Origin of the sequence: Streptomyces sp. NPDC008001, assembly GCF_042958085.1 — a bacterium.
Taxonomy (GTDB): domain Bacteria; phylum Actinomycetota; class Actinomycetes; order Streptomycetales; family Streptomycetaceae; genus Streptomyces.
Map to the genome: position 1 here is coordinate 472,382 of NZ_JBIBIZ010000006.1, position 20,960 is coordinate 493,341.

Consider the following 20,960-nt stretch of genomic DNA (forward strand, 5'->3'; position numbering starts at 1 on the left):
CTACACGCTGTACTGGGCGTGCGGAACAGCCCGTCGCCACACCGACTCGAACGCTTGAGCACACATGTCGGCCACAGCCGGGGCGGTGACGATTTCCTCGTCCTGCGGCGCGAGTTCACCATTGCCGTCGAAGTGGTGGAACACCACGGTCCGGCCGTCGATCACCCAGTAGTCATTGCCCGGCAGCGCGAGGCCCGACGCTCGCCGCCGTGGCAGCCACCGCACCTCCTCGCCGGCCGCCACGTTGGCGGGCGTGAGGTGACGCTCGAAGCGGATGTAGTCACTCACCGGCTCGGAGACGATCCGAGCCCGCCGCACCTGAACGCCCCGGCCTACGAGCTCCGCGACCAGGGACAGCCAAGGCCGCTGGGCCGGATCCCGGTCCGCAGGGTCGTCGCGCACGCCGTTCTGCCAGGCAATGAAGCGCGGATCGGACCGCATGTACCCGTCCCGCATCTCAAGATGGAGGGCTGACCGCTTCGCCGAGCGGAACAGTTCCTCGAACGTCATTCGTCACCCTCATCGCGGACGGGCCCCTCGGCGGGGAAAGCACCGCCGTTGACCTCGGGGAAGAACTGCATCATGCGCCGGGGGAACTCGATGACAGTCTCGTGCTCCGGGATGTCCATCCGGGCCAGACGCTCAGGGTCCGTGACCTTCCAGCCGTGAAGGACGTAGTTCTCCGACGTGGAGTCGTAATAGACAGTGGGAGACTTTCCGTCCGGGCTCTCAGGATCCTTGCCCGACCGGTGCAGCGCCATGATGGCCTCCTCCGTGGGGGACTGGCGATCGTTGTACTTGACCTTGCACCGCGACAGACAGCCGGGGCCACTTACTTGCGCGAATTTGCGCGGCCATTTCTTCCGTCTCCGGGACGCGTACGAGGCGGCACTCACGCTCTGGCGCGAGGCCGGCTCTCCGGCACCCACGGAATTCGGTGTCACGGTCGCTCCGGAGCGGCAAAGCGTGTGGATCGGCTCTCCCGGTGGCCCGAGCCGGCGCCTCCCCGCCTGGTCACACGCCGGCTTGGGCGTGACCTCCGCGCAGGGCTGCCCGGACGGCGGCCGCGCCCCGGAGCGCTGCCGACACCGCGCCGGGGACGGCCCCGAAGGCTCCATGGCGGCAGTCCCGGCACAGGGTCTCGTCCGCGGCGGGCCGGAACAGCCGCGGCTGTGCGTGATCACCCCGGCATTCCCGCATACCGGCCACGCGGGGCGGCGCCTGAGGGACTGAGGCGCGCTGTTCGGCGAACGTCGGGGCCAACGGCATCTTGCGAAGCAATCGATCCCGGACGAGGCCCGCCGGATGGTGCACCACCCGAGGGAGGTGGGCGGTCAGCGCCTCGCGGAAGTCCGCCATCGCCGCGCCCCGCTGGAACCACTCCCCCGCCAGCGGCGCCAGCCGGGCCACATCCGGCGCCGACAACCGCAGCCGACGCTCACTGCCGACGACCGCCGCGAGCGCCCGCGCCCCGCGTTCGACCAGAGGCGCGGGCGGCTCGGCCCGCTCGGGTGGCTCTTCGCCGAACTAGGCCGCCGGGGAGGGAGGGTGGGAGTTGCTTCGCCCGAAGGAACGCAATCTTCTTGATCCCAGCACGCTCCGCGGTCTTCGACAGCGCTTCGTTCGCACCGTCCGGCAGCGATAACTGCCAGGTCAGAAGCCGGACGGCGTCGGAGGACAGCCGCGGGTGGCGGAGGATCTCGTTCGATACCTGCGTGAAGAAGGACGCAGGAGGGATAGCATGTTTGAGCATCTTGAGAGGAGTCCAAGCTCCTTGCGGGTGTAGGCCCCCGGATTGGTGTTGTCAGCACCGTCGGGGGCCGCCTCGCTTTCGGTACGAAGCAACCCGATGCGTGCACGGTAACCAGAAAGCGCATGCGAACAAGCCGCAGGGGCCGACTCCCGCCCCCGCTGGGTGAATTAAGCAACCGGCGGGCCGGCCTGCCGTTCCTATGCCCTAATCCGCCGGAGGGTTGCGCTTCTCCTCGCCGAACCGCCGCCACGTGCTCCGCACGGGCCGCCCCGAAGCGGACTCCAGAGCGTCCCGGTCGAGGAAGCCGCCTTCGGCGGCGGCCGGGGCGGCGATCACGCACACGTCCCAGCCGCGTTCCTTCGCGGCGGCCACCAGGCGCACGGCGTCCACAGCGGGACCCGCAGCGCAGACGATCACATACAGCACTCGTCGCGGGCTCATACCGTCACCTGAGCCCTCGCGGCCAAGGAACGCAGCACTGGCACACGGCCGCCCCGGTCCCGCAGGGCTGCCCGATTGCCGGTCGGCGCGACCTTCTGCGGCGTAGCTTCTGCTCCATGGCTACTGAGCACCTGGGCGACCGCCTCGGGAGACTGCGGCGCCTTGCGGACCTTACTCAAGAGGGGTTGTCCGAACGTTCCGGCGTGTCCGTGGACGTGGTCCGGAAACTTGAGCAGCGGCGGAAGCACAGCGCGCGGCTGCCGACGCTGCACGCACTCGCCAAAGGGCTCGGCGTGGAGCTGACCGCGCTTCTGGGCGATCCACCGGGCATCCCGTCCAGCGGCGATGCCGAACCGCCCCAGTTGGTGGCCGTCCGCCGTGCGATCGTGCCGCCGCTGTTCACCGCCCCTGCCGAACCAGCGGGTGTCGAACGACTGTCCCCGGACCTTCTGCGAGCCGAACTCGCAGATGGCTGGACGCTGTACCACTCAGCGGAGTTCGGCCGCCTCATGGACCTCCTGCCGGGCATCATCGCGGACGCCCGCCTACTGGCTGCGGTAGGGAACCCGGACCAGCGGGCGGCCGGCCAAGCAGCACTGGGCAAGGCCCTGCAATTGGGCGGCCATCTGGCCATCCGTCTCGGCAAGACCGACCTTGCCCTCTCGGCACTGGAACGTGCCTACGCTGCCGCGGAGGAGTCGTCGGACCCCTTGCTCGCTCCGATGGTGTCGAACTCGGTGGCATGGGCCTATCAGCGACAGGACCGGTTGGACGACGCGCGGAACCTGGCCGTGCACGCCGCCGACGGGGTGGAGCGCGAGCACACGGAGACAGCGGAAGGCGTCCGCGTATGGGGCGGCCTGCTGATGTCCGCGGCGACGTCATACGCCCGGAGCGATGATTACGAGACCGCGAACGACATGATGGCGACGGCGGAGAGAGCAGCGGCCCGCCTGGCGGCGCTGCCGCCCCCCGGTGACGGCAAACTGGTGTCGGTGTTCAGCCGGTCGTCGGTACGGATCGAGCGGGTGCGTCTCGCCGTCCAGCACGAGCGGCCCGAGGAAGCCTTGACCTTGGCCAAAGGCATAAGGCTGAGCAAGGACGTCCCGCCCTCATGGCGGACCTGGCTGCTCCTGGACGTGGCGCGCGCACACACCGACCTCGGGGACGCAGCGGGGGCGGTAAGGGCGCTCGAAAAACTGCGGCAGGTCGCCCCCGCATGGATGCGGCACCACACCTTGGCCGTGGCGATCGTCAGCGACTTGTGGAACGGACCGAGGCGGCCGCCGGGCCTGCGCAAACTCGCCGAGTTCCTGGGTGTCGCCAACTAGAGGCCGGAACTGGGACGTTCCGTCCCTGTGGTCCTCCGCCTCCCGGCAGCACGATCAATGCATGACCGCCGCGCCCGCCACCGCCCACCCGGGCGGCTCACCCGTCCGCCCCACCCAGGAAGAGTGCCCGCTCTGCACCCGCTACCGGAGCGCCGTCAACGCGGCCATCGGCCGGACCCAGTGGGCCGGTGTCCAGAGCGACAAGGAGGGGTTGCGCAGAGCGCTGAGCGAGGAAGCCGAATACCGGGCCGGGTGGGCAGGGCACCTCGCAAGCACCCTCACCGGGCGGGCGCCTGACGGCACGGCTTGCGCACCACGTGACGAATGGAGTCCCGCTATGGGTGGCAAGGATGAAGTCAACGGATACGACGTGTTCGAAGAGGAGATCGTCACCGCGTCGGAGCCGGACCAGGATCAGGATCAGCAGGAAGGCGATGACGACTGATGGCTGACGCCCCCCTGCCGGACGAGCCGCTGAGCAACCGCGCCCGGATCGGGATGCTGATCAAGCGCGATCTACCCGACGAGTCCGGCCCCTCGGAGTGGTGCGGCAAGCACCCGAAGGAGCGGACGCAGCTCATGGTCCGTAAGGGGTGGGTGTGCCTCGACTGCGTGCGCGAGGAGAGCAAGAACCAACCGTAGGCAGCAACATTCAGGCCCCGTCCGTGCCCTCGCTTCGAGGGCACGGACGGGGCGGAGCCGTCACGTCTGCTGCCGGATCAAGTCCTCCAGGGAACCCTCGGGGACCTCGCCGGACGGGGTGAGTTTGTCGACCGCTTGCGGGAGGGTGCGGGCGAGTTCGTCGGCGGCTTCTTCCGGGGTGACGCCCGCCTGCTGGGCGACGTGGTCGAGGGCCTGGTAGGGGAGGGCCTGGGCGATTTCCGGGCCGCTGACCTCCTGGTTCGCGCCCTTGCCGACCCACGAGTCGGTCTTCTCGCCGAGGCCGCCCTCCTTCAGCGTGTCCAGCAGGGCGCCGAGGGGATTGCTGCCCGCGCCGTGCGTGCCGGCGCCGCCGAGCGAGGTGAGCAGCGCGCCCAGCAGGCTGCCGCCCTTGCCGGCCGCGCCGCCGCCGAGCAGGCCACCCAGCAGACTCCCCAGGTCATTGCTCATAGCCGCTGCCTTTCCTGGAACCGGTGGAACCGGACGATCACCGCGATACCCGGAGCCATACCCTCCGGACGGGCGTCCGACCGGCGGGCGCCCGCAGGTTCACCCGTTCACCTGCCCACCAGCCCGCGCACGATGCCCAGGATCAGGTCCCGGGACCGCGCCTCGCCGAGGGCCACGGCCTCCATGCGGTCGAGCACCATCCGGTAGCGGTCCAATTGGGCCGCGGCGTCGACCAGTTCCGAACCGTGCTCGCGGTCGACGTGCACCGTGTCCAGCTGGGGCACCGGGCCGACCGCGAACAGGGTGGACTGCCCGGAGCCCGGGAACGCCCCCGCGTCGAAGGGGATCACCAGGACCCGGACGTGCTCGCGCTCGCTCATGGCGAGGATGTGCTCCAGCTGCGCCCGCGCGACCGCGGGCCCGCCGAACCGCATCCGCAGCGCGGCCTCGTGGACGATGGCCGTGTAGGGGGTGGGGTTCTCCCGGTAGAGGACGGCCTGGCGCTTGATGCGGTGGGAGACGCGGTGCTCGATCTCCGGCGGCGACAGCGGCGGCACCACCTGGCGGAAGACCTCTCGGCAGTGCTCGGCCGTCTGCAGCAGCCCGGGCAGGTGCGCCACGTACGACGCGCGCAGGGCCACGGCGTGGTGCTCCAGCTCGGCGAGGTCCAGCAGCCCGGCCGGGAGGATCTCGCGGTACTCCTCCCACCAGCCGCGCTTGCGCTCGCCCGCCATCTCCACGAGGGCCGCGACGAGCGCCTCGTCGGAGCACGAGTAGTTGCGGGCGAGCGCGCGCAGGCGCTCGGCGCTCACCCCGTAGCGGCTCGCCTCGATGTTGCTGATCTGCGCCTGGTTGGTGCCCAGGAGGCGGCCCGCCTCGGTCGAGGTCAGCCCGGCCCGCTCGCGCAGCTTGCGCAGCTCGGCGCCGAGCCGGAGCTGACGTGCCGTAGGACTGCTCCTCACCGGCATCTCTCGCCTCTCCCGCGCGTCACCCACATGGGTGCTTACCGAAGTAGTTCTGCCCGCACCGCTAAATACCTTTGGCCGGGCGGCGTACGGTGTGAGCCGCGCCCCCCACTTGCTCGCCTCGCCCGAGGAGCCGGCATGGCCACGGTATCGCCGCAGGAATCCTGGTCGTACACGCTCGACCTCCCCCACGATCCGCGTTCCGCTCACGTCGCACAGTCCACCGTACGCACCGTCCTGGAGGTCTACGGACTCGCCGAACTCGCGGACGAAGCCGTCCGGTTGACCGGTGAACTGCTCGCTCGTGACCCCGACGGCAGCCGGGGCCACGGAGACGTCCGGGACTACCGGGACTCCGGCACTCCCGTGTCACTCCGGCTCACCCATCTGCCGCCGCTCGGGGTCGGGATCACCGTCTCGTACGGCCGGGGGCGGGAGGTTGCTGCGGTCGCGTGGTCGTCCCGGTTGCGCGGATCGCATGACATGGCCGTCACGCTAGACGGGCCGGTCGGTCCCGCAGGGGCGGAGCGTCCGGGATCCGCCGGAAATGGTGGTGACCGCACCGGTATTGACGGGCAGGGCCACGCAATGACGCGTTCATCGGTGCTTCATGCAGTACACCCGAGGAAATGAAGGTCGAAATATCAATCTTCCTTGCATATCTCTGACAGAGGGGCAGATCACACCAGGATCCATTGAACAGACCGTGCGGTATGTGTTTGTGTGTGCCATGGCTGCCGTGCCGAGGAGGGGAGCACGGCGGCCCGAAGCCAATCCGAGGAACCCGTACGGTCATGCACTCCGCCACGTCAGGCAACGAGACCGGCACCACGGCCGGTCACATCGTCCTCGTCGAAGCGCCTGCCGGAGGCACCGGCCTGCGCCTCGTCGAGGCGGCCGTGCGCAAGGCCGGCCGGGTCACCCTCGTCACCCGTGACACGGGCCGGTACGCCACCGAGCCGCTCCGGCACCTGCTGGAATCGGGGCCGGTCGGGATCCGCGTCCGCGAGACCCGGTCCGCGGAGGAGCTGACCGGACTCTTCCAGGAGCTGCGCGGCGAGGGCGAGTTCGCCCTGATCGCACCCGACGAGCAGTGCCTGCTGCCGGCCGCCGCCGCGGCCGGGAAGCTGGGCATCCCCTTCCTGCCCACGTCCTTCGCACGACTGGCCCGGGACCGGCACGCCTTCCGGCGGGCCTGCGCCGCCGGATCCGTCCCGGCCCCGCGCAGCACCGCCGCCCCGGACCTGGCGAGCGCCCTCGCCGCCGCGGAAGCCACCGGCTATCCGGTCGTCCTCAAGCCCTCCCTCGGCACCGGCAGCCACGGCGTCGTCCTCGCGGCGGACGCGGACGAGCTGCGCTGGCACTTCCGCGAGGTGCTGGAGGAGTCCGGCGGGCGGGGCGGCGTGCCGCTCGTGGAGGAGTTCCTCAGCGGGCCGGTGGTCAGCGCCGAGGCGCTCTACGCCGGCGGCACACCGCACGTCCTCGGCGTCAGCGACCGCATCATGAGCGAACTCCCGTACTTCATGGAGCTCGCGGACCGCTTCCCGGTCGACCTCTCCCCGGAGGTCCACCGGCGGATCACGGGGCTCTGCGCCCGGCTGGCCCGCCTGATGGGGTACGAGAACGGGCCCGCGCACATCGAGTTCGCGCTCACCGCCGACGGGCCGAAGGTCGTGGAGTTCACCCCGCGCTTCGCGGGCCGCACCGTTGCCGCCACGCTCTCCGCCGCCCTGGTCCGGGACGTCTTCGACAAGGTCATCGCCTCCTACCTGGGCGAGCCCGTGCGGGCTCCGGCACCGGTGACGTCCCGGCGAGCGGCGCCACGGGCCGGCGGAGCCAGTACGACGCCTTCCGGCGCGCGGGGGCGGCGGACGAGGCGGGCGGCCGCACGGCCCCGGCCGCGGGGGGCCTCCGGCCGGTCTTCGGCGACGGACGCCTCGCCGGCGACTCCGGGCCGCCGGCACCGGCACGGGTGATCCCGGGCCCCGGCCCCGGCCCTGGTCCTGGCCCTGGCCCCGATCCCGCCCGCGGCCTCCTACAACGCCGGCGGAGCCACCGGCGCGCCCGGTAGGCGGACCGAGGCGACCGTTCCGCCGCCCTCCGCCGGCCGCAAGGCCACCGTGCCGCCGGCCGCCCGCACCGTGCGGGCGACGATCGACAAGCCCAGCCCGCTGCCCGGCATGCTGCGGGCGGACGGCGAGCGCCAGAAGCGGTCGAAGACGTGCGGGAGCTCGTCCGGCGCGATGCCCGGTCCGTGGTCGCGGACGGTGAGCTCGCCGGTGGCGGAGGAGAGGGCGACCTCCACCGCGCCGCCGGGCGGGCTGAACTTCACCGCGTTGTCGAGCAGGTTGACCAGGGCGCGCTCCAGGGCGGCCGGCTCGGCCCGTACGTACCAGCTCTCCAGGTGCACCCGGAAGTCCAGTCCGGCGCCGCGCAGCCGGGCCCGCTCGACGGCCCGGCCGGCGGCCTCGTGCAGGGCGATCACCTGGACGGGTTCGCTGCCGGGGCCCGCGTCGGGGCGGGAGAGCTCCTGGAGGTCGCCGATGAGCGCGGCGAGCTCGGTCATCTGGGCGCGGACGCTGGCGAGGAGTTCCTTGCGGTCCTCCGGCGGGATCCGCCGGCCGGTCTCCTCACTGCGGACGAGCAGGTCGATGTTGGTGCGCAGGGAGGTGAGCGGGGTGCGCAGCTCGTGCCCGGCGTCGGCGATGAGCTGCTGCTGACGGTCGCGGGAGGAGGCGAGGGCCGCGGTCATGGCGTTGAAGGAGCGCGAGAGGCGGGCGATCTCGTCCTCGCCCTCGACGGGGATGCGAACGGCCAGGTCCTCGGTGCGGGCGATGTGCTCGACGGCGCCGGTGAGCCGGTCGACGGGCCGCAGCCCGGCGCGGGCGATCCAGGCGCCGGCGGTCGCGGCGAGGACGACGCCCACGCCGGCGGTGAGGGCGAGGACGACGGCCAGGGCGTTGAGCGGCCGGTCGATCTCGCGGAGGGGCTGGGCGATGGAGACGGCCGTGCCGGGCACCGGCCCGGGCGAGGTCGCGACCCGCATCTCCGTGCCGTCCTCGGCCTGGGCGTCGTGCAGGGCTTGGGGCTGCTGGCGCTGGGCGACGAGGAGGTCGTCGGTCTCCACCTTGATCGGCGACTTGCCGACCGTGCTGCAGACGAACCCCTCGCCGGTGATGATCTGCACGGTGTAGGGGCGGAAGAGGGTGGAGGGCCCACTGGGGACGGAGCCGCAGTTGCGCAGCAGCGTCTTGACGGTGGCGTCGTCGGCGCGGACGCTCGTGAGGGTCGTGTCCCGCTGGTGCTCCAGCTCCTGCCGGGTGACCAGCCAGCAGGCGGCCGCCGCGACGGCCACGGCCACGGCCACGGCGGCCGCGGTCAGCAGGGCCAGCCGGGAGCGGAGCGGCAGCCGCCGGAATCTCGCGGTCATTCGGCGCCGTCCGCCCGCAGGACGTAGCCCACGCCGCGCACGGTGTGCACGAGCCGCGGTTCGCCGCCGGCCTCCGTCTTGCGGCGCAGGTACATCACGTACACGTCCAGGGAGTTGGACGACGGCTCGAACTCGAAGCCCCAGACGGACTTGAGGATCTGCTCACGGGTGAGGACCTGCCGGGGGTGGGCCAGGAACAGCTCCAGGAGCGTGAACTCGGTGCGGGTCAGCTCCACGGCCCGGTCGCCGCGGGTCACTTCGCGGGTGTCGAGGTTCATCCGCAGGTCGGCGAAGGAGAGGGTGGCGGAGGCGGCGGGCGCGGTCGTCGCGTAGGCGCTGCGGCGCAGCAGGGCCCGGATGCGGGCGAGCAGCTCGTCCAGCTCGAACGGCTTGACGAGGTAGTCGTCGGCCCCGGCGTCCAGGCCGGTGACGCGGTCGCCGACGGTGTCGCGGGCGGTCAGCATGAGGATGGGCACGGTGACGCCGGAGGCGCGCAGCCTGCGGGCGGCGGTGAGGCCGTCCATGCGGGGCATGAGCACGTCCAGGACGATCAGTTCCGGGTCGTACGCGGCGACCTTCGCGACCGCGTCGAGCCCGTCGACGGCCAGCTCGGTGGCGTACCCCTCGAAGGCGAGGCTGCGGCGCAGGGCCTCGCGGACGGCGGGCTCGTCGTCCACGATCAGGATGCGGGCGGGCTGGTCGCCGTGGTCGGCGGGGCTCATCGGCGGTACCTCACGGGTGCGGTGGTGTCAGGGTGCTTCTCAGCCTCGCACGGCCGTGCGCTCAGCTGTCGCCGCCACCCGCGCCGCCCGCCCGGAGCTTGGCGAGGTCGGCCTTGACGGTGTCGGCCGGGATCGCGAAGCCGAGGCCGACGCTGCCCGCGGACCCGCCGGCGCCGCCGCCGGAACTGGGCGCGTACATGGCCGAGTTGATGCCGATGATCTCCCCGTTCATGTTGATCAGCGCGCCGCCGGAGTTGCCGGGGTTGAGGGAGGCGTCGGTCTGGATGGCCTTGTAGGTGGTCTTGGACGAGCCGGTGTCGCCGTTGTACTGGTTGCCGCCGAACTCGAAGGGCCACTGCGGGACGCCCCGCTGCTGCTTGCCGCGCCCCTCTTCCTTGGAGACGGTCACGTCGCGGTTGAGGGCGGACACGATGCCGCTGGTGACGGTGCCGGTGAGGCCCTCGGGGGAGCCGATCGCGACGACCTCGTCCCCGACCCTGACCTTGCGGGAGTCGCCGAACGCCGCGGGCTTGAGGCCGCTCGCCCCCTCGGCCTTGATCAGCGCGAGGTCCTTGTCGGGGTCGGTGCCGACGACCTTGGCGGTCTTCGTGCTGCCGTCGCTGAAGGCGACCTGCACGGTGTCGGCGCCGGCGACCACGTGGTTGTTGGTGACGATCTCGCCGTCGCCCGTGACGACGACGCCGGAGCCGGTGGACCGGCCGCTGGTGGTCGTGGCCTTGATCTCCACGATGCTCGGGCTCACGGCCTTGGCGACGGCGGCGACGCCGCCGCTGCTCCGGGAGGACGCGTTCTGGACGGGCGTGGAGTGGGTGGTGGAGTCGGCCCGGCCGGTCAGCTCCCCGACGAGGGCGGCCGACCCGCCGCCGACGACCGCGGCGACGATCGCCACGGCGGCGAGCAGCGCCGCGGGCTTACGGGCGCGGCGGCCGCCGTGGTGGGCCGGGGAGGCGGGGGACCCGGGGGGCTGCGGCTCGGCGAACCCGGCGTACGGGCCGCCCCCGCCGTTCCCGGACCCGTTCCCGGACCCGTCCCCGGGCCAGACGGTCACGCCGGATGCCGTGGTGACCGGCTGCTGCGGCGGGTACGCGGGGGCCTCGGGGTACGCGTAGGGCTGCTGCGGCCGGGGTTCCTGGGCGCCGTAGGGGCGAGTGTTGTCCGTCATGGGAACGACTCTGCGGCTCGTACATGAGAACTGTCTGAGGGAGCACTGAAAACGGGCCGAGAAGTCTGTTCGGTCGGTATAAGTGCGTGTGGGGACCCCGCCCTACCTCGCCCTACCCCGTCCTGCCGTGGCCTGTCAGCCGGTCGGGGTGAACTGGCCGGTGCCCACGACCTTGAGCAGGGCGAGGCGTTCGGCGGTGTCGCTCCCGACGGGCGGCGTGTACAGGACCACCCGCTGGTCGCCCTCCGGTGCGAGCAGTACCTGGCAGTCCAGGTCGACCGGGCCGATCAGCGGATGCACGATACGCATGCGGGATGCCCTGCGGACCGCGACCTCGTGCAGCTCCCACAGACCGGCGAACTCTTCGCTGGCCTGCCGAAGCCGTTCCACGAGGCGGGTCGCGGCGGTGTCGCCCGCGCGCCGGCCCACGGCCGCACGCAGGTCGGCCACGTGCCGGCGGCTGTGGTGGTCGTGGTCGCCGGCCGGATAGGCGGCGCGCTGGGCGGGGTCGGTGAACCAGCGCCAGACCACGTGATCCGGCCGACGGGCGGGCGCCGGCCGGCGAGGAGGTGGAGGTGGTCGCGTTCGTCGCCGGACAGGCGCAGGGCGCGGGCCAGCGCCGCGAGCATCTCCTGCGAGGGCTGGGGGCCGCGGGCCTGTTCGAGGCGGATGTAGTAGTCGGCGGACATGCCGGCGAGCTGGGCGACCTCCTCGCGGCGCAGGCCCGGGGTGCGGCGGCGCGGGCCGGCGGGCAGGCCCGCGTCCTGCGGGCGTACCCGGTCGCGGGAACGGCGCAGGAAGTCGGCGAGTCCAGCACGGTCGATCTTCATGATGATCATCCTGCCGGACGGTGCGGAGCCGAACCAGGGACTGACGATCCCAGCTTCGGCAATGCTCTCCCGGGCGCTGGACGGCGGCGGCACTGTAGGCCGGGCCGGAGCACGAACGCCCCGGTCACCTCAGCCGCAGCACCACCCGCAGGGAGCACTGGCATGGCCACCATCACCGTCAACGGCGCACAGGTCCACTACGAGAAGACCGGCTCGGGCTCCGGCCCCGCGCTCGTCCTGGTCCACGGCACCGGATCGTCGGGCGCCGCCGTCAACTGGGGGCAGACCGCCCCCCGGTTCACCCCGCACCGCACCGTGATCACCCCCGACCTGTCGGGCACCGAAGCCACCCTCGACGACGGCGCTCCCCTGACCGGCGAAGGACTCGCCGCCCAGGTCATCGCCGTCATCGAGGACGCCGCAGACGGACCGGTGGACCTGCTGGGCTTCTCCATGGGCTCCACCGTCGCCGCCACCGTCGCCGCGCTCCGCCCCGACCTCGTACGACGACTGATCCTCGTGGCCGGCTGGGCCCACACCGACAGCGACGAATACCTGCGCAGCCTCTTCACCCTCTGGCACGACCTCGGCACCAGCGACCCCGCCTCCTTCGGCTGCGCCGTGGCGATGACCGGCTTCAGCCGCGAGTTCCTCAACCGCATCGGCCGCGCCCAGTTCGAAGCCCTGATCCCCAACATGCCGCCCACCGAGGGCACCTTGCGCCACATCGCCTACGACCTGAAGGTCGACATCCGCCACCTGCTGCCCCGCATCCAGGCTCCCACCCTCGTCATCGGCGGCACCCAGGACATCACCGTTCCGGTCGAACACAGCCGCGCCCTCCACGCCGCCATCTCCGGCAGCGTCTACGCCGAGATCGACGCGGGCCACGTGATGCTCTTCGAGCAGGAGGACGCCTTCGTCAAGCTCGTGACCGACTTCACCGACAGCCCCGCCGCGGCGTCTTGAGTTGACTTCGAGTGCGCTCCAACACCTAGCGTCCCGGACAGTTGATCACGAGTTCAGGAGGCAGCAGCATGACCAACGTCCCCACCCGGTACCTGGGCAGCCTGGCGGTCTCCGCGCAGGGCCTGGGGTGCATGGGCATGAGCCACGGTTACGGCGAGAGCGACGATGCGCAGTCGATCGCGACCCTGCACCACGCCCTCGACCTGGGGGTGACCTTCTGGGACACCTCCGACTTCTACGGCTTCGGGCACAACGAGGAGCTGATCGGGCGGGCTGTCGCCGGGCGCCGGGACGAGGTGGTGCTGGCCACGAAGTTCGGCTTCGCCAACCGGCTGGGCGAGCCGACCCGGGTCCGCGGCGACGCGGCCCACGTGCGGCAGGCGTGCGAGGCGTCGCTGCGCCGGCTCGGGGTCGACCACATCGACCTCTACTACCAGCACCGGGTGGATCCGCAGGTGCCGATCGAGGAGACCGTCGGCGCCATGGCCGAGCTGGTGCGGGAGGGGAAGGTCCGCCACCTCGGCCTGTCCGAGGCCGGCGCGAGCACGATCCGGCGGGCGCACGCGGTGCACCCGATCACGGCGCTGCAGAGCGAGTGGTCGCTGTGGACCCGCGACCTGGAGACGGAGATCGCCCCGGTCTGCCGCGAGCTGGGTATCGGCCTGGTCCCGTTCTCCCCGCTCGGGCGCGGCTTCCTGACCGGCAAGTACAGCTCGGTGGAAGGGCTGGCCGAGACCGACGTGCGGCGCAGCCAGCCGCGTTTCGCCGACGGCAACCTCGAACGGAACCTGGCGATCGTCGCGAAGCTGAACGAGCTGGCCGCGGAGAAGGGGGTCACCGCCGGCCAGCTCGCCCTGGCCTGGGTGCAGCACCGGGGCGACGACGTCGTGCCGATCCCCGGCACCCGGCGGCAGCGGTACCTGGAGGAGAACCTCGCGGCCCTGGCCATCGAACTGACCCCCGAGGACCTCGCCGCCATCGAGGCCGCCGCCCCGCCCGAGCAGATCGCGGGCACCCGCTACGACGCGACCAGCCTCACCTTCGTCAACGGCTGAGCCCACCACGGTTCACACGTGACGAACCGCGGCCCCGGGGCCACTGCTGCAATGGCTGCCGCTGCTGTCCACTTCACGCCGGGGCGTGAAGTGGACAGCAGCGCTGCTACTTGATGACCGTGATGCGGTCCGCCGCCGGCGGGGCCAGCGGGGCGGTCTTCGAGGAGTGGGACGTCAGGTAGGCGTTGAAGACGTCCAGGTCGGACGGGCCCACGTGCTTGTTGGTGCCCTCCTTGAAGGCGGGGAAGCCGTCGCCGCCGCCCATCAGGAACTCGTTGCCCGCGACGCGGTAGGTCTTGGCCGGGTCGACGGCGGTGCCGTTCAGCTTGACCGACGAGGCGACGATGCGGTCGGCGCCCTGCTTCGTCAGGTCGAGGGTGTAGGTGAGGCCCTTGCTGACCTGCAGGATCTTCGGCTCGGCCGTGTTCGGGCCGCTGACCTGCTGCTGGAGCACGGCGAGGAGCTGTGCGCCGGTCAGGTCCTTCGTCTGCATCATGTTGGTGAAGGGCTGCACGGTGAACGACTCGCCGTACGTCACGACGCCGTCGCCCTCGGTCCCCGAGGCCTTGAAGGCGAGGTCGGAGCGGATGCCGCCGGGGTTCATGAAGGCGATCTGGGCGCCGCCCTTGTCCGCGGGGGCGAGGGCCTCCAGCTGGGCATCGGTGATGACGTCGCCGAGCGGCTTCTCGTACGCCTCGGAGCCGCGGCCGTTGATGTCGGCGCTGATGTAGCCGACGGGCTTGTCGGCGACGGGGGCGGCGAGCTTCTTCCAGTGGTCGATGAGGGCGGTCATGTCCGCGGCCTTGGGCTGGTTGCGGTCCACGACGTGGTTCGCGGTGCGCGGGTTCGCGGCGGGCTTGCCGTACGCGCTCTTGACCGGGGTGCGGACGATGTCCTTGGTGCGCCGGTCGTAGGTGAGCGTGGTGTCGTTGTACAGGCGGCCGAAGGAGGCGGCCGAGGTCACCGTGCGCGGGGCGCCGGACGGGTCCGGGATGGTGCAGGCGTAGGCCTGGTGGGTGTGGCCGGTGACGAAGGCGTCGACCTTGGGCGTCACCCTCTTGGCGATCTCGACGATCGGACCGGAGATGCCGGCGCCGGCGCCCGGGGTGTCGCAGTTGAAGTTGTACGCGCCGGAGGCGGGCATGCCGCCCTCGTGGACCAGGGTGACGATCGACTTCACGCCCTGGCGGTCGAGCTCCTTGGCGTACTTGTTGATCGTCTCGACCTCGTCGGTGAACTTCAGGCCCTTGACGCCCTCGGCGGTGACGACGTCGGGCGTGCCCTTCAGCGTGAGGCCGATGATGCCGATCCGGACGCCCTTGTGCTCCCAGACCGTGTACGGCTTGAGGATCGGCTTGCCGGTCTTCTCGTCCAGGACGTTCGCGGCGAGGTAGGGGAAGCGGGCGCCCTTGAAGGTCTTGCCCGGCTCGGCGCAGCCGTCCTTCGGGTGGCAGCCGCCGCGCTGCATGCGCGTCAGCTCGGCGCGGCCCTCGTCGAACTCGTGGTTGCCGACGGAGGTGGCGTCGAGGCCGATCCTGTTCATCGCGTCGATGGTCGGCTCGTCGTGGAAGAGGCCGCTCATCAGCGGGCTGGCGCCGATGAGGTCGCCGGCGGCCGCGGTGATCGAGTACTCGTGGCCCTTACGGGCGGTGCGCAGCGAGTTGGCGAGGTACTCGACGCCGCCGGCGGGTATCGCCTTCGTCGTGCCGTCGGGCTGGGCCTCGGTGACGGTGCCCGAGGAGCCCTGCGGCGGTTCGAGGTTGCCGTGCAGGTCGTTGAAGGAGAGCAGCTGGACATCGACGGTGCGGCCCGGGTGGCCGGGGGTGCGGGCGTCGGCCGGGGCGGCGGTGGCCAGGACACCGGCGGTGGCGGCGAGCGCGGCGGCGGTGGCGGTCAGCCGTCTCGCCAGGCGATTGCGTGGCGGCGTCGCGTGCATGTGTTCCCCTTTATGCATGTTTGTGAGCTCGACTCGGTCGAGAAAACGCGTGGAGTGGTCGGCGGCAGCCTAGATCAACCCGTGTAGACCGTCAGGAGGGTTGGCTGTGACGATTCGGTGCCGCCCGCGTCGTAGGCTCGCACCATGAGCGACGTCACGAACAACGCGAACGGACAGCGGTCGGTCGAGGTGCTGGACGAACTCCCGCCGGGGCTGGCGCAGGACGTGCTGCAGCTGGTGACGGAGGCGGCGGAGACCGACGGGCAGCCGGCCGTGTCCGAGCAGGGCAGGCTGCAGCTGAAGGGGCGCAGGGCGGGCGTCCGGCACGTGCTGCTGCGGACGGGCGACGGACAGCTCGTGGGCTACGGCCAGCTGGAGGACAGCGACCCCGTCGAGGCGCCGGCGGGCGAGCTCGTGGTGCACCCCTCGCACCGGGGCCGCGGCCACGGGCGGGCGCTCGGCTCGGCACTGCTGCACGAGTCGGGCAAGCGGCTGCGGGTGTGGGCGCACGGCGGCCACCCGGCGGCGCGGCACCTCGCGCAGGTGCTGGGCATGAGCCTCTTCCGCGAGCTCCGCCAGATGCGCCGCCCGCTGCACGACCTCGTCCTGCCCGAGCCGGTGCTGCCGCCGGGCGTGACCGTACGGGCGTTCCGGCCCGGCGAGGACGACGCCGAGTGGCTCGCGGTGAACGCGGCGGCCTTCGCCCACCACCCGGAGCAGGGCTCGCTCGTCCAGCGGGACCTCGACGACCGCAAGGCCGCGGAGTGGTTCGACCCCAAGGGCTTCTTCCTCGCCGAGAAGGACGGCCGCGTCATCGGCTTCCACTGGACGAAGACCCACGCGCAGGAGGGCCTCGGCGAGGTGTACGTCCTGGGGGTCGCCCCCGGCGCGCAGGGCGGCGGCCTGGGCAAGTCCCTGACCACGATCGGCCTCCGCCACCTGGCGGCGCAGGGCCTGCCGACGGCGATGCTCTACGTGGACGCGGACAATGCGGCGGCGGTGGCGGTGTACGAGGGGCTGGGGTTCCAGATCCATGAGACGGATCTGATGTACCGGACCGAGAGCTAGGCCGCTCCGCGGGGCGGGCGGTTTCCACGGCTTCTGCTGTGGTGCTTCGGCTGCGGGCCCGTCGTGGCTGGGCGCGCAGTTCCCCGCGCCCCTATCGGGGCGTGCCCGCCGCGCCGCGCATTGCTGCTCGTGCCTGTTCCACCAGGCTTTCCGGGGTGAGGGTGGCCAGGGTGTTGTGGCAGTGGGTCAGGAGGGCGTCGGCGGCAGCGGTCAGGGCCGGGTCGCCGAGGGGGCGGTCCGCCAGGTCGGGGCCGTCCGCGAGGAGGGCCTGGAGAAGGGTGTAGAGGTGGGCCGTGCCCGCCTCGCGGACGGTCAGGGACAGGTGCGCGGACGGGCTGTCGCCGACGGCGCTCGCGCGGTGGGCGAAGCCCCGCGGCACGTAGAGGACCTCGCCGGGGCGCAGCACGGTGTCCAGGAGCGGTTCGCCGGGGTCGCCGTCCTCCCGGCGCGGCTCCCAGTTCCCGTCGGCGGGCCCGCCGTGCACCCGCCAGCGCTTCGCGCCGCTGATCTGGACGGCCAGGACGTCGGCGTCGTCGCGGTGCACGGGGCGGCCCTGGGTGCCGCCGGGGGTGAGGAAGTAGAACGCCTCCACCTGGCGGCCGAGTTCGGCGCCCACACCGGTGGCGAGGGCGCGTACGCCTTGGTGCCACTGGTCGACGTAGCGCAGGAGGAGGGTGGCCCGTTCGTCGCGGATCAGGCCGCGTACGGCATCGGCGTCGGCGTAGTCCTCGACCACCTCGCCCAGGACGACCCGGGGCGTGCAGAACCGCTCGGTGGGGAGCTGTCCGTGTTCCTGGACGAGGTTGATGTAGGGCGCCTTGAGGAGGCCGTGGTCGAGGAGGCGGTCGAGCTCGGCGTGCGGCAGCACGTCGACGGGGGGACGGTCCGGGCGCAGGACCGCCGGTGCGGTGCGCCAGTGGGTGGCGAGGAAGTGCCGGGTGTCCCCCACGCATCGTTCGAGCCAGTTCGCGGTCACGGTCGGTTCGCTCTCCGTCGGGTCGGGGGTGGTACGGGCGGCCGGGGCCGGGTCAGGCCGTGGGGCGGCTGCTGTGGGCGCTGCGGCGCGCGGCGTCCACCAAAGCCTGCGGAGTGGTGCCGGCCAGCCGGGTCCGGAAGTGGCCGAGGAGTGCGGCCGCCGTTCTGGTCAGCTCCTCGTCGTCGAGGGGGCGCGCGGGCAGCGCGAGCCCCGCGGCGAGCCGGGCGGCGAGCTCGGTGCGCAGGTGGCTGACGCGGGCTTCCCGGAGGACGACGGTGAGGTGCAGCGACGGCCCGCTTCCGGTGGCCCGGGCCGCGTGGGCGAAGCCGTTGGGCACGTAGAGGACCTGGCCCGGCTCCACGGTGGCCTCCAGCAGGACGGGGCCGGGGTCGGCCTCGGGCACCGGCTGCCAGTGGGCGTCGGCGGGCCCTCCGTACACCTGCCACCGCTTGCTGCCGCTCAGCTGGATCACCAGGACGTCCCCGTCGTCCCGGTGGACCGCGCTGCTGCGCCCGGGGTGCGACCGGAAGACGAACGCCTCGGCCAGCCGGCCGAGCCGGGCGCCGACGCCGTGGGCCAGGGCCCGCGCCGGGTCGTGCCAGTGGTCGAGGTACCGCAGCTGCAGGGTGGCGTTCTCGTCGGAGATCAGCGCCCGGACCCGCCCGGGGTCCAGGCAGCCGTCGAGGCGGCGGCCGGCGACGAGCCGGGGCGGGCAGTACCGCTCCTCCGGGACCGGGCCCGCCGCGGAGTAGAGCGCGGCGTAGGGGACGCGCAGCAGTCCTCCGTCGATGAGGCCGTCGATGTCGGCGGTGCTCAGGACCTCGGTCGGCGGATCGGCGGGGCGCAGCAGCGCGGGTCCTTGGCGCCAGTGGGTGTGCAGGAAGGCCTGCACGTCCCCGACGCAGCGTTCCAGCCAGTCCATGGCGTGCGCCCTCTCCCTGCTTCGTGCTCGTGACGTCGTGCTTGTGCGGTCGTGCTTGTGCGTCGTGCCCGTGCTTGTGCGTTGACGTGCCCGGGCCCTCCGGCGACCGGCCGGAGGGCCCGAAGGCCCGTACGCAGGCGGTTCCGTCAGATGACGTCGAGCGGGCAGCCGCCGCAGGAGGCCTCGACCTTGGTCTCGGGGGCGGAGGAGGAGGCGACGGCGTTGGGGGCGAAGATCGCACCGCCGACGGCCGCGGCGACGGCCACGGACAGCACCGCCTTGCGGGTCAGCGCGGTGCGCTTCGAGAGAGGGGCGGCGGGGGCGGTGGTGTTCTGGTCCATGGCGATGCTCCGTCTGTCGGTACGGGATGGGGTGGCGAGGTCTCCGGCCCGGGGGCGGCTTGCCTCGCTGCGCTCCATCCTGGGACGGGCGGCGGCGCCGCGACAGTCACGGGTTCACGGTTCCGGATCCGCGGTCACGGGCATCCGGTCACGGACCCGCGGGACCGGGGATCCGTACGGGAGGCGGTACGTCGCCGAGCGGTCAACAGGCCGCGGGTCACCGGCCCTCGCTCCCCCACCCCAGCAGCAGCCGGTAGTCCCTGGCCCCCCGGGACTGCCGCACGTGGGCCGCGTAGCCCCCGGGCACGTAGAGGACCTCCCCGGCGCGCAGCCGCAGCTCCGGTCCGTCGCCCTCCGCGGCGCCGCCGGCCGCAGCGGACCGCCCCGGGGCGTGGAGCCGCCACCCGCTGCTCCCGGCCTGCTGGAAGACCAGCAGGTCGTACGGCAGCTCGTACGGAAAAGCGGGCGGCAGAGCGGCCGGCAGAGCGGCCGGCGCGGTGAACGAGCCCCCCGGCCCCTGGAGTTCCGCCGCCGGGCAGCCGAGCCGGAGCGCCAGCCCAGCGGCCAGGTCGCCGGGCGGACGGTCCCAGTCGTCCGGGCTGGCGTGTTCCGGCCAGAGCAGCCCGGGGCCCCGGCCCCGGTGCGTCCGGACGAAGAGGGCCAGTTCGGACAGCAGGGGGGTGTCGAGCGCTCCGCAGGTCAGCAGGCTTGTCATGGTGTTCCTCCCTCGGCCGCGCCCGCGGGAGGGGCGGCGGCGCCAAGAACACTGCCCAGGCGTCAGGGGAGGGGATAGTCACGGCTTTGCGCCACAGGCCGGGGCGGCGCCCCGGGCCCGTGGGGCGGGCAGGGGCTCAGTCCTCCAGCAGCCCCTGCCGGGCCGCGGCGACGCCCGCCTGGAAGCGGCTCTCGGCCGACAACTGGTCCATGATGTCGGCGATGTGACGCCGCGTCGTGCGCAGCGCCATGCCCAGCCTGCGGGCGACCGCCTCGTCCTTGAGCCCCGCGGCCAGCAGCCGCAGGATGGTGCGGTCGAGCTCGCCGGAGACCTTGGCGAGCCCGTCGTCGGCGGCGTTGGAGAACGGGGTGGCGGCCTCCCACGTCTGGTCGAAGAGGCGGCACAGGTAGGCGACGGTGTTGGCCTCGCGGACGACGACCGCGCCCCAGGAGTCGTCGGCGGTCGGCAGGAACGCCGTCTCGCGGTCGAAGACGATGATGCGGCCGAAGAGTTCGTGGCTGGTGCGGTACTGGCCGCCCAGCGCGGAGGCGGCCGCCACGTACGCCTGGCTGGGGCCGTGGAACCGCGCCGTATGGTGGTAGAGCGTGCGCAGTTGCACGCCCCGCTCCAGCAGCGCCCGGTCCCTCAGCAGGGCCTCCTCCATGGCCTCCGGCACGCGGGAGCCGCCGCCCGGCTGGCTGGCCAGCACCTCTTCGCGGCAGTGGGCGGACATCCGGGTGAGCAGCGTGCGGACCTCCGGCAGGGTCGGGATCACCTCCAGGCCGCTGGAGCTGCCCGCGCGGTGCCGGTACGCCGACGCGAAGCGCTCCGCGTCCGCCTGGATCCGGGCGATCCGGAGCTGCTGCTCGCGGATGCCCGCTTCGAGCGCGGCGATCCGGGGCGCCGTGGCCGCCTCCGGTGCCACGGCGCACTCCTGCGCCGGGTCGCCGGAGGCGGGCCGTATGAGCCCGGCGCCGCGCAGCCGGTCCAGGGCCGCCGCGGTCTCCTCCGGGTCCAGGCCCAGGTCGGCGGCGGCGGCCGGGACGTCGACGCGCTGGTGGTCCACGACCCAGGCGTACAGCGCCAGCTCCGTCTCGCCGGCGTCCGTTTCACCCGTTTCCGGCCCCCCGCCCTCCCCTCGACGGACGACCTCTTGCCGGATTTCCACCATTTCGCCCCCCTGCTTCATGCTGCCATGCAACTTGGTGAGGTA

The 20,960-nt window shown here is 72.5% G+C and carries 20 protein-coding genes and 2 pseudogenes; 7 read left to right on the forward strand and 15 right to left on the reverse strand.

The window, feature by feature from the left end; translation table 11 throughout:
• From ACFZCD_RS18785 to ACFZCD_RS18795, 3 genes are all read right to left on the reverse strand, one after another.
• On the reverse strand, window positions 1–510 hold the full coding sequence (locus tag ACFZCD_RS18785; protein WP_391832099.1) for a DUF6879 family protein: 510 nt from the start codon (window positions 508–510) through the stop codon (window positions 1–3).
• Window positions 507–761, reverse strand: a complete 255-nt coding sequence (locus ACFZCD_RS18790) for a hypothetical protein (RefSeq protein WP_391832101.1) — start codon at window positions 759–761, stop codon at window positions 507–509. The genes ACFZCD_RS18785 and ACFZCD_RS18790 overlap by 4 nt, the downstream gene beginning before the upstream one ends.
• 1,196 nt (window positions 762–1,957) lie before the next feature.
• Window positions 1,958–2,194: a hypothetical protein gene (locus ACFZCD_RS18795; protein ID WP_391832103.1), complete on the reverse strand. Its 237-nt coding sequence runs from the start codon at window positions 2,192–2,194 to the stop codon at window positions 1,958–1,960.
• A 116-nt stretch (window positions 2,195–2,310) separates the two neighbouring features.
• On the opposite strand from ACFZCD_RS18795, the gene ACFZCD_RS18800 reads away from it, so the two are divergent.
• The 3 genes from ACFZCD_RS18800 (at window position 2,311) to ACFZCD_RS18810 (ending at window position 4,167) form a co-directional block, all read left to right on the forward strand.
• Window positions 2,311–3,525, forward strand: coding sequence for a helix-turn-helix domain-containing protein (locus tag ACFZCD_RS18800; protein WP_391832105.1), 1,215 nt, complete (start codon window positions 2,311–2,313; stop codon window positions 3,523–3,525).
• A gap of 61 nt (window positions 3,526–3,586) precedes the next feature.
• On the forward strand, window positions 3,587–3,970 hold the full coding sequence (locus ACFZCD_RS18805; RefSeq protein WP_391832107.1) for a hypothetical protein: 384 nt from the start codon (window positions 3,587–3,589) through the stop codon (window positions 3,968–3,970).
• Window positions 3,970–4,167, forward strand: a complete 198-nt coding sequence (locus ACFZCD_RS18810) for a hypothetical protein (RefSeq protein WP_391832109.1) — start codon at window positions 3,970–3,972, stop codon at window positions 4,165–4,167. Before ACFZCD_RS18805 ends, ACFZCD_RS18810 begins: the two co-directional genes overlap by 1 nt.
• Before the next feature lie 60 nt (window positions 4,168–4,227).
• Here ACFZCD_RS18810 and ACFZCD_RS18815 read toward each other — a convergent pair.
• A pseudogene (locus ACFZCD_RS18815) lies at window positions 4,228–4,647 on the reverse strand (YidB family protein); the annotation flags it as partial.
• A 95-nt stretch (window positions 4,648–4,742) separates the two neighbouring features.
• Complete coding sequence (locus tag ACFZCD_RS18820; protein ID WP_391832111.1) at window positions 4,743–5,603, reverse strand: helix-turn-helix domain-containing protein; 861 nt, start codon at window positions 5,601–5,603, stop codon at window positions 4,743–4,745.
• Window positions 5,604–6,394: 791 nt separating this feature from the next.
• On the opposite strand from ACFZCD_RS18820, the gene ACFZCD_RS18825 reads away from it, so the two are divergent.
• Window positions 6,395–7,576 carry an acetyl-CoA carboxylase biotin carboxylase subunit family protein gene (locus tag ACFZCD_RS18825; protein WP_391832113.1) on the forward strand — a complete coding sequence of 394 codons (1,182 nt, stop codon included), beginning with the start codon at window positions 6,395–6,397 and terminating at the stop codon, window positions 7,574–7,576.
• A gap of 59 nt (window positions 7,577–7,635) precedes the next feature.
• Here the strand turns inward: ACFZCD_RS18825 and ACFZCD_RS18830 are convergent, their stop codons facing one another.
• The 4 genes and pseudogenes from ACFZCD_RS18830 to ACFZCD_RS18845 form a co-directional block, all read right to left on the reverse strand.
• On the reverse strand, window positions 7,636–9,030 hold the full coding sequence (locus ACFZCD_RS18830) for a sensor histidine kinase (protein WP_391832115.1): 1,395 nt from the start codon (window positions 9,028–9,030) through the stop codon (window positions 7,636–7,638).
• Window positions 9,027–9,752: a response regulator transcription factor gene (locus ACFZCD_RS18835; RefSeq protein WP_391832117.1), complete on the reverse strand. Its 726-nt coding sequence runs from the start codon at window positions 9,750–9,752 to the stop codon at window positions 9,027–9,029. The genes ACFZCD_RS18830 and ACFZCD_RS18835 overlap by 4 nt, the downstream gene beginning before the upstream one ends.
• Window positions 9,753–9,813: 61 nt before the next feature.
• Window positions 9,814–10,935, reverse strand: a complete 1,122-nt coding sequence (locus ACFZCD_RS18840) for a S1C family serine protease (protein ID WP_391832119.1) — start codon at window positions 10,933–10,935, stop codon at window positions 9,814–9,816.
• A 135-nt stretch (window positions 10,936–11,070) separates the two neighbouring features.
• A pseudogene (locus ACFZCD_RS18845) lies at window positions 11,071–11,774 on the reverse strand (helix-turn-helix transcriptional regulator).
• 153 nt (window positions 11,775–11,927) lie between these two features.
• Between ACFZCD_RS18845 and ACFZCD_RS18850 the strand changes: the two are divergent.
• Window positions 11,928–12,734: an alpha/beta fold hydrolase gene (locus ACFZCD_RS18850; RefSeq protein ID WP_391832121.1), complete on the forward strand. Its 807-nt coding sequence runs from the start codon at window positions 11,928–11,930 to the stop codon at window positions 12,732–12,734.
• 68 nt (window positions 12,735–12,802) lie between these two features.
• On the forward strand, window positions 12,803–13,789 hold the full coding sequence (locus ACFZCD_RS18855) for an aldo/keto reductase (protein ID WP_391832123.1): 987 nt from the start codon (window positions 12,803–12,805) through the stop codon (window positions 13,787–13,789).
• Window positions 13,790–13,895: 106 nt separating this feature from the next.
• On the opposite strand, the gene ACFZCD_RS18860 is transcribed toward ACFZCD_RS18855, so the two are convergent.
• Window positions 13,896–15,725 carry a bifunctional metallophosphatase/5'-nucleotidase gene (locus ACFZCD_RS18860; RefSeq protein ID WP_391832125.1) on the reverse strand — a complete coding sequence of 610 codons (1,830 nt, stop codon included), beginning with the start codon at window positions 15,723–15,725 and terminating at the stop codon, window positions 13,896–13,898.
• A 144-nt stretch (window positions 15,726–15,869) separates the two neighbouring features.
• Here ACFZCD_RS18860 and mshD point away from each other — a divergent pair, with 144 nt between their 5' ends.
• Window positions 15,870–16,793 (forward strand): mycothiol synthase, encoded by a 924-nt coding sequence (gene mshD / locus ACFZCD_RS18865; protein WP_391832127.1) that lies wholly within the window; start codon window positions 15,870–15,872, stop codon window positions 16,791–16,793.
• A 91-nt stretch (window positions 16,794–16,884) separates the two neighbouring features.
• Here the strand turns inward: mshD and ACFZCD_RS18870 are convergent, their stop codons facing one another.
• From ACFZCD_RS18870 to ACFZCD_RS18890, 5 genes are all read right to left on the reverse strand, one after another.
• Window positions 16,885–17,769, reverse strand: a complete 885-nt coding sequence (locus tag ACFZCD_RS18870; protein WP_391832129.1) for a JmjC domain-containing protein — start codon at window positions 17,767–17,769, stop codon at window positions 16,885–16,887.
• Window positions 17,770–17,821: 52 nt separating this feature from the next.
• Window positions 17,822–18,691, reverse strand: a complete 870-nt coding sequence (locus tag ACFZCD_RS18875) for a JmjC domain-containing protein (protein WP_391832131.1) — start codon at window positions 18,689–18,691, stop codon at window positions 17,822–17,824.
• A gap of 146 nt (window positions 18,692–18,837) precedes the next feature.
• The gene (locus ACFZCD_RS18880; RefSeq protein WP_391832133.1) at window positions 18,838–19,032 is read right to left on the reverse strand and encodes a hypothetical protein; all 195 of its coding nucleotides are present in this window, start codon (window positions 19,030–19,032) and stop codon (window positions 18,838–18,840) included.
• 217 nt (window positions 19,033–19,249) lie between these two features.
• Window positions 19,250–19,747 carry a hypothetical protein gene (locus ACFZCD_RS18885; protein WP_391832135.1) on the reverse strand — a complete coding sequence of 166 codons (498 nt, stop codon included), beginning with the start codon at window positions 19,745–19,747 and terminating at the stop codon, window positions 19,250–19,252.
• Between the two features lie 136 nt (window positions 19,748–19,883).
• A complete protein-coding gene (locus ACFZCD_RS18890; protein ID WP_391832136.1) occupies window positions 19,884–20,936 on the reverse strand; it encodes a LuxR C-terminal-related transcriptional regulator in 1,053 nt (350 codons plus the stop codon).
• Window positions 20,937–20,960 lie beyond the last annotated feature (24 nt).